Origin of the sequence: Clostridium sp. (assembly GCF_051654825.1) — a bacterium.
In the GTDB taxonomy this organism is placed as follows: domain Bacteria; phylum Bacillota; class Clostridia; order Clostridiales; family Clostridiaceae; genus Clostridium.
Genome location: NZ_JBOFYU010000114.1, coordinates 19,819 through 31,032, shown reverse-complemented (window position 1 = coordinate 31,032; position 11,214 = coordinate 19,819). Strand labels below are relative to the sequence as shown.

Here is an 11,214-nt window from a genome sequence, read left to right as displayed (position 1 = left end):
CTTTATTTAACCTGCAAAAATCAATTTTATTGCAGGCTTGTTTGCCATACAATAAAATATTCAAACTTATATAATTTTCAAAGAGCGAGCAATTCTATGAAAAGCCAAGCTATTTTTTCATATCAGCTTAACAGATTCCATTTTTTTGTATATTATAACTTATAATTTAAATTATAAGCTTATTCTACAAAATTTACACATTAAATATTTGAAAACTTTACATTAACAAAAAAAGCTAGTATAAATACTAACTTTTTTATCTCTAAAAATTTAATCATTTAAAACAATTAAATTTCTTTTCTTCCCTCTAATGCTTTTGATAAGGTTACTTCATCAGCATATTCTAAGTCTCCACCTACTGGAATACCTGATGCAATTCTTGTAACCTTTATATCTAATGGTTTAAGTATTCTAGATATGTACATAGCTGTAGCTTCTCCCTCAATATTAGGGTTTGTGGCAATTATAACTTCTTGTACATCTGCACTCATTCTAGCTACTAATTCTCTTATTCTAATATCCTGTGGTCCTCTTCCTTGCATAGGTGATAAATTTCCATGTAATACATGATAAGCTCCATTAAACTCTTTAACCTTTTCCATAGTCATAATGTCCTTAGGCTGTTCAACTACACATATTACATTTTTATCTCTATTAGGATTCCCACATATAGCACAAGGATCTTTATCAGTAAAGTTCCCACAAATAGAACAATATTTAATAGTTCCTCTAGCTTTAACAAGTGCTGTTGCAAACTCTTTAACCTCATCTTCAGGTAAGTTTAAAACATGTAATGCTAATCTTTGAGCTGTCTTTTGCCCAACGCTAGGTAACTTTGCAAATTCCTCTATTAGCTTTTCTATAGCAACTGGATAAAACTCCATATATATTACATCCTTTCTTATAAGCTAAAGTATATAACTCTCTATAATATTCAAAAGATGTAGAAAATATAAATCCTACATCTTTTGATTAATAATTTTATATAAAATTATATAACTAAATATTCACTTTTAGCTTTTATTAAAATAATCCTGGAATATTCATTCCACCTGTAAGTTTACCCATTTTGTTTGCAGATTCTTCATCAGCTTTTCTTAATGCTTCGTTTACTGCGCTTAAAACTAAATCTTCTAACATTTCAACATCATCAGCATCTACAACTTCTGGTTTTATATTAATAGAAACAACTTCTTTCTTTCCGTTAGCTTTAACTACAACAGCTCCGCCTCCAACTGATGCTTCGAACTCTTTTTCTTCAAGTTCCTTTTGCATTACTTCCATGTCCTTTTGCATCTTTTGAGCTTGCTTCATTAAATTGTTAATATTTCCTCCCCCAAATCCTCCTGGGAATCCACCTCTTGCCATAAAAACATCCTCCTTATTTATAAAAATATATTATTTATTATATATTATTTTACTTAAATTTTCTATATTACATAACTTATTTATTGTATTAAACCTTAGTATTTATCATTATTTAAAGCTTTATGTGAATTATCAGTTATTTTATAAAATAATAACCTTTGTAGTTCTATTCATCTAAAAACTCTACTATTCCATCACCTAAAGTTTCTAATAACATATCTTCTGTAGATTTTTGGTTTGCTCCTGCTTCTTCTACGTGAAATACAATATTAACATCTTCTCTAAATATTTCTGAAAATACTTCTAGAATAATCTTTTTATTCTCTGGTTTTTCTAATCTATCTCTATTAAACCCATATTGCTCTTCATATTGAATAGTTACTATTCCATTTTTACACCCTACAACCTTACCTGTTAATAATGATGCATATACAATCATAGCTCTTTTTGCTTTTATTTTTTCTAATATATCTCTCCAAGCTCTTTGTATATCATTTATAGTTAAAGTTGAATTTTCATTTCCTTTAACATTACCAAGTACAGGTGCTGAAGGTTTCGCTACTTGCTTTACAGGAGCCTTTCTCGGAACTTGTTCCTCTGTGCTATTAGCTGCAACTACCTTTAATGCTCCACTTTTTAGATTTTCCTCTAGCTTATTTAATCTAGATAAAATTACTTCATTAGATGTGTCATATTCTATTTTACACATCTTTATAGTAGCTAATTCTAAATAAAGTCTTGCTTGCTTACTTAATTTTGCATTTGCTTCAGCATCTTGAAGTATTCTTATACATCTCATTACTTCTTCTGCTCTGATTCTTTCACCTTGTTCCTTAACTAATTTTATGTTTTCTTCTGACATATCCAAAACTTCTTCTGGATTATTAGTTACCTTAGCCATTAAAATATTTCTATAATGAGCTACTAGGTCCTTAATAAAAAGATATATATCTTTTCCGGCATAAACAACATCATCTATAATCTTCATAGATTTTTCTATGTTTCTTTGAATAATAGCACTAGTTAAGGTAAATAAATGTTCATTAGTTACTAAACCTAACATACTTACTAATGAATCATATTGAACTTCACCGTCTCCCATTGAAATAGCTTGATCTAATATACTTAAAGAATCTCTCATAGCCCCATCAGATACTCTAGCTATAAGATTTAAGCTTTTATCATCAGCTTCTACATGTTGATCCGTTACTATCTTTCTTAGTCTTGCTATAATTTCATTATTATTTATTCTTTTAAAATCAAATCTTTGACATCTTGATAGTATAGTAATAGGTAGTTTTTGTGGATCTGTAGTTGCTAAGATAAATATTACATTATTAGGAGGCTCTTCTAATGTTTTTAAAAATGCATTTACAGCACCAGTAGATAGCATATGTACCTCATCCATTATATACACCTTGTATCTTGCTTCTTGTGGTGGATATTTTACATCATCAATTATATCTCTTATCTTATCTACACCATTATTTGAAGCAGCATCTAATTCAGTTACATCTATAGCCAATCCATTATTTATCTTAGTGCACATATCACACTCATTACATGGTTCTCCATCTATAGGGTTTAAACAATTTAAAGCCTTTGCAAAAACCTTTGCTGTTGATGTTTTACCTGTACCTCTAGTTCCACAAAAAAGATATGCATGGGCAATTCTATTATTTAATATTTGATTTTTTAATGTGGTTGTTATATGTTCCTGACCAACTACATCATAAAATGTTTTTGGTCTCCATTCTCTATATAAAGCTGTGTAAGCCAAAACACTCACCTCTCTTTTGTTTTCTCTTATAAAGTATATTATACAATAATAAGTAACTAATAAAACAAATTTCTCATTAAATTAATATTATAAACCGCTTTAAAATCTATTGCATAATTATTCATCTATATTCATTTTCTTTATTTTATTTAAAATTAATAAGTTTTTCTCGCGTATTTATTGTTAAATATTTAACTAAATTAAAGGTCGAATATACTTTCTTATTGTTAATTAATTAACAATTATAGCATTATATGTCGCGTTTTAGTAATATTAACTTAACTATATATTTATAAGGAGTGTATTTTATGAGTCTTTATGATAAAAAATACTTAGCGTTAGTAGATGATATTTTAAATAATGGATATTACGATAATAATAGAACAGGAATGCCTACATATAAATTACCTCATCAAATAATGCAATTTAATTTAGAAAAAGAGTTTCCGATATTAACTACAAAATTTGTAGCTTTTAAAACAGCAGTAAAGGAATTATTATGGATTTACAAGGACCAATCAAATGATGTTACAAAATTACAAGAACAAAATGTGCGTATATGGGATCAATGGGTAGATGAAAATAATACTATTGGTAGAGGCTATGGTTATCAAATAAAAAAGTTTAACCAAATAGATAAACTAATAGAGTCATTAAAAAATAATCCTCAAGACAGAAGAATGTTAATGACTATGTGGAATATAGAAGATTTACCTCATATGACATTACAGCCTTGTTGCTTTATGACATTATGGGATGTTTCTGATGGAAGACTTAATTGTATGCTAATTCAGAGATCAGGAGATGTTCCTCTAGGAGTACCTTTCAATACTAGCCAATATGCTGTTTTAGTTTATTTAATAGCTCAAGTTACAGGACTGAAACCAGGTTTATTTACACATGTGATAAACAATGCACATATTTATGAAAATCAAGTAGAGGGAATGAAACTTCAGCTTACTAGAGCTAATGATGATTATGAAGCTCCAAAGCTTTGGATAAATCCTAATATAACAAACTTCTATGATTTCACTATAGATGATATAAAGCTTGAAGATTATAAATATCATCCATCAATTAAAATGGAGGTATCCGTATAATGTTATCCATCATAGTTGCAAAATCTAAAAACAATACTATAGGTGGCGATAATAAATTATTATGGCATATATCTGAAGATTTAAAGAGATTTAAGGAAATAACTTCAGGAAGCACTATAATCATGGGAAGAAAGACCTTCGAGTCTCTTCCTGGTATTTTACCTAATAGAAAGCATATTATTTTAACTAATTCTGTGGATTATTCTGTGGATTCACCTAATGTAGAAGTTTTCCACAGCTTAAATGATATTATTCACCTGTGGAAAAACTCTAACGAGGAAGCCTTTGTTATTGGCGGCGGAGAAATATATAAAGCTTTATTACCTCACTGCAATAAACTTTATTTAACTATAGTAGATAAAGACTTTTCTGGGGATACTTTTTTCCCTGAAATAGACTTAAATCAGTGGAAAATTGAATTTGAATCAGAAGAAAAAACAGATGAGAAATCAAATTTAAAATACAAATTTATAGATTTAATTAGATAAGAAAACGAGGGTAGTTCTATTCGAACTGCCCTCGTTTTCTTGTCCTATTGTATATGTTAATCCTATTGAAGAGTAACCAAATTTAAATAAATCTAAAAATTAATTTTAGAATTTTAACCTAAACATTAAAAAAGCCTTTCTCCAAAGAAAGGTTTAAATAAAACCGTGCACCTGGCTTCGGCAGTAATCTATAGGCGTTACCTATGCAGTTAGCTCTGGCAAGATTGATCCATGTCACACGCAGTAATCACTTATCGCTGCTTCCTTCCGGACCTGACGAGGTTCATGCACTTACGTCGCATGGGACCCGACCATCAACACCACTTACATAGGGACAGACCCTATAAACTAAAACCTATGCCAGGAATTCAATCCTGCTATAGCGGATTGCAGGTTACAGGGCACCGCTGACTCCCCATCTAGCACGGCTGTGGCGGAGAGAAGGGGATTTGAACCCCTGATAGAGTTGCCCCTATACACGCTTTCCAGGCGTGCTCCTTCGACCACTCGGACATCTCTCCATATAGTATTTAATTTTAACTACTGCTATATCTTATCATATACAGATATATATTGCAATATTAAAAAATCTTCATCATAAGTTATTAAACTCAATCTTTTCTAGTGTTACCTACATTTTTTTAAATATTTAATTAATTTACAATATTTTTTCTCATTAGCCTTTATACACATCGTACAAAGACTTTAACTTGCTTATTAAATACTCATATTTTTCATTAAGCAGATAGTTTTTTTCTAATTCTCTTAAATAATCCTCACTATCAACTCCTTTAATCTTCGGTATCATATCTCTTTTATACCAATTTATTTCTTCATTATATTTATTAAATAAACTATTAAAATCTATGTTATCTTTATAAATATCGGTTTCTAAATTCGCTATTTTTTTCTTTAATATTTTATTTTTACTTTGAATAAATTCTAATAAAACCATAGCCTTCCCCCATATTTTAATTAATATATATACTATTCTATTACCTTAATTATTAATGATGCTAAAAAGAGACCATATCAAATGATATGGTCTCTAAAATTATTTTTTCTTATTTTTTATTTTTATCCACAGTATTATTCCTGCTCCTAAAAGTATTCCTGCAATACTTACTATTTGAGCTATTCTAAGTCCAAAGAACATTAAGCTATCAGTTCTTAAACCTTCTATAAAGAATCTACCTAATGAATATAGTATCATATAACTTCCTAATACTATTCCATTATCGCTACTCTTCTTTTTATAAAGAATATATATTAATATACCACAAACTATAACATTCCAAATTGATTCATATAAAAATGTTGGATGATAATACGTTCCACCAATATACATCCCCTTTTGAATAAACTCTGGGAATTTGCTTATAAACTCACTAGAAACAGGTCCACCATGAGCTTCTTGATTCATAAAGTTTCCCCATCTACCTATAGCTTGAGCTAATATTAACCCCGGCATTGCTATATCTACATATTCTAAGAAATTAATCTTTCTAACTTTAGCAAATATAATACCAGCTAGCAATCCAGCTATTACACCTCCATGTATAGCTAATCCACCTTGTCTTATATTTATAACATCCATAAAACTATGATAATTTTGATATTCAAACGCAACATAATACAATCTTGCTCCTACTATTGAAATAGGGAATATTATTAAGAAAGCATCTATCATAACATCAAAATTCAAATTTTTCTTTTTTGCTAAGAAATAAATTAATAGCATAGCAGATACAACACCTAAAGATATTAATACGCCATACCACATAACTTCTATTCCGAAAATCTCAAATGCAATTGGATCCATATTTTAATCTCCTTTTATAGTTTTTATTATTTACCATTATACTCCTGTATACTTCCTTATATCAATTAAAAAATTGTTAATAAATTTCTTTCCTACTCTATTATTTTAATTAAATTTATATCTAACTTTTAAGATTTTATAACTCACCTTTTCTTCTCATATCAAAAAAATATTTTAATAAATTACTACATTTGTCATTATAACACCATTTTACATCTACATAAGTATTAAACATAGGATAATCTAATAGGTTAATTACAGAGCCACATGCTCCCATATCTTTATTAAATGTACCAATATAAATTCTAGATATCCTACTTTGAGCGATTGCTGCTGCACACATAGGACATGGCTCTAATGTAACATACATTTCTGCACCAGATAGCCTCCAATTATCTAGCTTTTTACAAGCTTCTTCTATAGCTAGAATTTCCGCATGACCTGTAGGCATTTTTAAGGTTTCCTTTAAATTATGTGCTTTTGCTATTACCTCACCATCTTTTACTATTACAGCTCCAACAGGTATTTCTCGCTTTTTTAAAGCCTTTTCTGCTTCCCGTAAGGCTACCTCCATATAATCCACCTAAACCCCTCCTTTTATTCTAATTATAAAAGCTGATTAAATATAAATAAATCTATATTTAATCAGCCTTTTTTAAGTATATATTCTTACTTTTTTTATTCTATTCTTATCTATATCTTCAACCACAAATCTAATCTTATTAAGCATTACTTCTTCGTTGCTTTCAGGAAATCTACCAAGCTGCTCTATTATAAGACCTCCTACTGAATCAAACTCCTCTGATTCAATATTTACTCCTATTAAATCACATATATCATCTAATCTAGAACTTCCATCAACTATATATTCATCTTCCTTAACAACTTCTATTTCATTTACTTCATCATCATATTCATCTTCTATTTCACCAAATACTTCTTCTATTAAATCTTCAATAGTTACTATACCTACAGTTCCACCATATTCATCTAAAACAACAGATATATGTGTTCTGTTTTTCTTCATATCATTAAATAATTCTTTAATTTTCTTAAATTCAAATGTATAGTAAGGTTCTCTCATATAATCTGAAACACTAAAGTTTTCTTTATTTTGTCCAGCCATTATAAGGTCCTTTACATTTAATATACCTACAACATCATCTATTGTATGATTGTAAACTGGTATCCTAGAAAATTGCTCTCTATTTATAACATCTAAGACTTCTTCATAAGTTGCACCCATATCTACTGCAACTACATCTACTCTTTGAACCATTACGTCCTTTACTTGAGCATCAGCAAATTCGAAAACATTGAAAATCATTTCCTTTTCAACACCTTCTAAAACACCTTCTTCTTCACTGACACCAACCATAGTTTTAAGTTCTTCCTCAGTAATAAATGGTTCTGATGCTTTAGGATCACATCCTAATAATCTTATGAATACTCCTGATATAGCTGTAAACACAAAAATAAACGGCTTAAATATTTTAACTGTTAGATTGATAATTTTACTTACTCCTAATGCTACCTTTTCTGACTTTTGCTTAGCAATTGATTTTGGAGTTATTTCTCCAAATATAAGAACTAAAATAGTCATTACTATGGTAACTATACCTACTCCACTTTCTCCAAATACAGCTAATGCTAAGGATGTTGCTAATGCTGACGCCCCTATGTTAACTATATTATTTCCTATTAAAATTGCACCTAATAACTTATTTGGGTCTTCAGTTAACTTTTCTACTAACTTAGCTCCCTTTACCCCTTCTTCTACCATATGTCTTATTCTAATTTTACTTAAGGCCATTAAAGCCGTTTCCGACATAGAGAAGAATGCTGACATAACTAATAGTATTACTAATAACACTATCTGCCACGTATAACTTTCCAACAATGATCACTCTCCTAGTATATTGTAATATCATCCATTATATCATATGTAAAAAACTAATAATATACGTTTATTTTGAACATATTTTTAAATTATTTAACTAAAATTTAAAAATTTTAAAATTAAAGACCGCTAATAAAATTAGCAGTCTTTAAAATTAATTAAACCAAATTAAATGGTATCCCCAACAGGGATCGAACCTGTATCTGTCCCTTAGGAGGGGACTGTTCTATCCATTGAACTATGGAGACTAATCAATTTGATTTTATACCTACTAGAAATATTTGTCAAAGTTTTTCTAGTTTGCTCTCTGCCATTATTAGCTAAAATTTATTTGTTTAGTTAATTTAACATATATATTCTTAAGTTTTCTCTACATTTCTAAATAAAATAACTTAATCACAATATGATTATAATAATACAAATACACTTCCTTAATTTAAATTTTATTTTCTTTTATATAATAAAGGTTTGTTATATACTTTATTATATGGATTTATTAATTATTTTATAAAAGAAAGGACTGAATTATACTATGTTTAGATCTATTATATGGTATGTATATTTTTTCTTAAGCCTTTTTCTAACTATACCAGCTATGTTTAAGGTTAAATCACTTACTAAGCAAGGTCTTGAAGAAGAAAGAAAAGCTTTTGTTCAACAATATACTGCTAAATGGGCAAGATCTCTACTAAAGCTTGCTGGTGTTAAGGTTACTGTACACGGCTTAGAAAACTTACCTAAAGATAAAACAGTATTATTTATAGGAAATCATCAAGGAAACTTTGATATTCCTATTTATATGAGTCAAATAGATGTTCCTAAAGGATTTGTTGCTAAAATAGAAACAAGTAAAATTCCAGGGGTTAAAACTTGGATGGAATACATGCACTGTGTATTTATGGATAGAAGTAATATTAGAAAAGCTGGCGAAGCCATAATACATGGAATTAAAAATTTAAAAGCTGGTTATTCTATGGTAATCTTCCCTGAAGGAACAAGAAGTAGAGGAGATAAAACTGGAGAATTTAAGGCTGGAAGCTTTAAACTAGCTACTAAATCTAAAGTTCCAATAGTTCCTGTTACTATGAATGGTTCTTATAAAATCATGGAATCAACAAAAGGACCTTGGTTAACTCCTGCTAATGTTGAGTTATTTATTCATCCAATGATAGAAACATTAAATTTATCAAAGGAAGAATTAGACGAATTACCTAAAAAGGTTCAATCTATAATAGAAAGTAAACTACCTAATAATTAAGACTTTAAAAGAATTAATTTAAAAAGCGCCTATAAATAAGATTTAATCTTACTTAGGCGCTTTATTTATAATTAAGTCTTTTTATTCATTAAAGCTATCTATAATAGTAGAAATATCATTTATGTAATACTCATATTTCTTTCCTGTCTTACTAAGTTTAAATACTCCTAATGTGACTAAAGTATTTAAATCTGTTCTTGCAGTTTCATAGGATACTCCAGCTATCTTTTTATAATCCTCTATAGTTACAACATCATTATTTGAAGCCATTATACAATATATAAACTCACTTATTCTCTTATCTAGCTTTATATTGTTCTTTTCTATTAAAGACTTTAATATCTTTTTTCCGTATTTTGATGATACTTCCTTATTAAAGCTAATAATAGAATCCTTAAGGATATTTATATAATATTTAATAAAGTACGTTAGATCTCCATTGCTATCTATACAATTTTCTATTGTGCTATTATATCTTTTACTATCACTATTTATTTTCTTAGATAAAGATATGTACTTAACTATCTCATAACCATTTAATATTAAATAACTATATGAAGCTAACCTTGATATGCATTCATTATATCTATAAAAAGGCTTTTTAAAGCTTATATAAAAATTAATAATTGCTGCCTTTAATAAAAGTGATGTTTCATTATCATTTTTTACAAAATCAATAAGTCTTTCTACTACTAGCTTATCTTCTTCTGACTTATACACATTCTTTATATCATCATCAATAGCTAATAATATATTTTTGTAAATTTTCTCCATAATTTTATTGTTAAATTCATTATTCTCCTCTCCTAAATCAGTAATAAACTTAACAATTTCACTATTTTGTAGCGATTTTTCAGCTAATTCTTTTCTATTAATTTCCTTTTTGTTATCACTATTATTTAATATCGAATTATAAATCTCATTTACTATAGATCTTTTTAATATCTTCTCTTTATTATTATTTGATATATAGCTCCAAATCTCATTTTCTTTGTTATTATCAACATCCCTACTGTAATTACCTATATCCTCTATTTTGGAATAATAAAACTTGCTGCTTTCACTAAACTCTAGGTCTAACTTAATGCCCGCATCCATTCTTAAGCTAAAAATATAGTTCCAAATCTCATTAAAATCATCCGATTTATATATTCTTCTTTCCAATTGCCTTTTGCTAAAATATAATCTATTAAATTCATCAATTATCTGCTTATCCATATATTCTTTTCTCCAAACTTATTACTATTTATATTACTATTTTACTACTAATTTAATACTTTTTAAATACTATATTATATTAAAATTTAATACTATTTTATTACTAATATTATTACTAATATTTATCTAGTCATAAAAAAAATATAAAAATAAAAAAGGGAGAGATTTTTTAAATACATATACTGTAAATAAAAATACATTTATATCCATGTATTTTTATGTAAAATCTTTCCCTTTAAATATTTTTATTTAAATTATTTTCATAACTTTTATATATATA

The 11,214-nt window shown here is 28.1% G+C and carries 11 protein-coding genes, 2 tRNA genes and 1 other RNA gene; 3 read left to right on the top strand and 11 right to left on the bottom strand.

Going from position 1 to position 11,214, the window contains the following annotated elements:
• Positions 1–287: 287 nt before the first annotated feature.
• From recR to dnaX, 3 genes are all read right to left on the bottom strand, one after another.
• Positions 288–884, bottom strand: a complete 597-nt coding sequence (gene recR, locus ACRDBA_RS06955; protein ID WP_438572204.1) for a recombination mediator RecR — start codon at positions 882–884, stop codon at positions 288–290.
• Between the two features lie 139 nt (positions 885–1,023).
• Positions 1,024–1,368: a YbaB/EbfC family nucleoid-associated protein gene (locus ACRDBA_RS06950; RefSeq protein ID WP_438572203.1), complete on the bottom strand. Its 345-nt coding sequence runs from the start codon at positions 1,366–1,368 to the stop codon at positions 1,024–1,026.
• A 166-nt stretch (positions 1,369–1,534) separates the two neighbouring features.
• On the bottom strand, positions 1,535–3,148 hold the full coding sequence (gene dnaX / locus ACRDBA_RS06945; RefSeq protein ID WP_438572202.1) for a DNA polymerase III subunit gamma/tau: 1,614 nt from the start codon (positions 3,146–3,148) through the stop codon (positions 1,535–1,537).
• A 308-nt stretch (positions 3,149–3,456) separates the two neighbouring features.
• On the opposite strand from dnaX, the gene ACRDBA_RS06940 reads away from it, so the two are divergent.
• Positions 3,457–4,248 carry a thymidylate synthase gene (locus ACRDBA_RS06940; RefSeq protein ID WP_438572201.1) on the top strand — a complete coding sequence of 264 codons (792 nt, stop codon included), beginning with the start codon at positions 3,457–3,459 and terminating at the stop codon, positions 4,246–4,248.
• On the top strand, positions 4,248–4,736 hold the full coding sequence (locus ACRDBA_RS06935; protein WP_438572200.1) for a dihydrofolate reductase: 489 nt from the start codon (positions 4,248–4,250) through the stop codon (positions 4,734–4,736). The genes ACRDBA_RS06940 and ACRDBA_RS06935 overlap by 1 nt, the downstream gene beginning before the upstream one ends.
• Before the next feature lie 163 nt (positions 4,737–4,899).
• Here the strand turns inward: ACRDBA_RS06935 and ffs are convergent.
• The 7 genes from ffs to ACRDBA_RS06900 form a co-directional block, all read right to left on the bottom strand.
• Positions 4,900–5,164, bottom strand: an RNA gene (gene ffs / locus ACRDBA_RS06930) — signal recognition particle sRNA large type.
• Between the two features lie 3 nt (positions 5,165–5,167).
• A tRNA-Ser gene (locus ACRDBA_RS06925) sits at positions 5,168–5,257 on the bottom strand.
• A 155-nt stretch (positions 5,258–5,412) separates the two neighbouring features.
• Positions 5,413–5,691, bottom strand: a complete 279-nt coding sequence (locus ACRDBA_RS06920) for a hypothetical protein (RefSeq protein ID WP_438572199.1) — start codon at positions 5,689–5,691, stop codon at positions 5,413–5,415.
• Positions 5,692–5,790: 99 nt separating this feature from the next.
• A complete protein-coding gene (lgt, locus tag ACRDBA_RS06915; protein ID WP_438572198.1) occupies positions 5,791–6,558 on the bottom strand; it encodes a prolipoprotein diacylglyceryl transferase in 768 nt (255 codons plus the stop codon).
• Positions 6,559–6,694: 136 nt separating this feature from the next.
• The gene (locus tag ACRDBA_RS06910; protein WP_438572197.1) at positions 6,695–7,141 is read right to left on the bottom strand and encodes a nucleoside deaminase; all 447 of its coding nucleotides are present in this window, start codon (positions 7,139–7,141) and stop codon (positions 6,695–6,697) included.
• A 72-nt stretch (positions 7,142–7,213) separates the two neighbouring features.
• Positions 7,214–8,455, bottom strand: coding sequence for an HlyC/CorC family transporter (locus ACRDBA_RS06905; RefSeq protein WP_438572205.1), 1,242 nt, complete (start codon positions 8,453–8,455; stop codon positions 7,214–7,216).
• Positions 8,456–8,631: 176 nt separating this feature from the next.
• Positions 8,632–8,706: transfer RNA gene (locus ACRDBA_RS06900), tRNA-Arg, on the bottom strand.
• A gap of 284 nt (positions 8,707–8,990) precedes the next feature.
• Here ACRDBA_RS06900 and ACRDBA_RS06895 point away from each other — a divergent pair.
• Entirely contained in the window at positions 8,991–9,716 is a 726-nt protein-coding gene (locus tag ACRDBA_RS06895) for a lysophospholipid acyltransferase family protein (RefSeq protein ID WP_438572196.1), read from the top strand.
• An 81-nt stretch (positions 9,717–9,797) separates the two neighbouring features.
• Here ACRDBA_RS06895 and ACRDBA_RS06890 read toward each other — a convergent pair whose 3' ends face one another.
• Positions 9,798–10,934, bottom strand: a complete 1,137-nt coding sequence (locus ACRDBA_RS06890) for a Fic family protein (RefSeq protein ID WP_438572195.1) — start codon at positions 10,932–10,934, stop codon at positions 9,798–9,800.
• Positions 10,935–11,214: the final 280 nt, after the last annotated feature.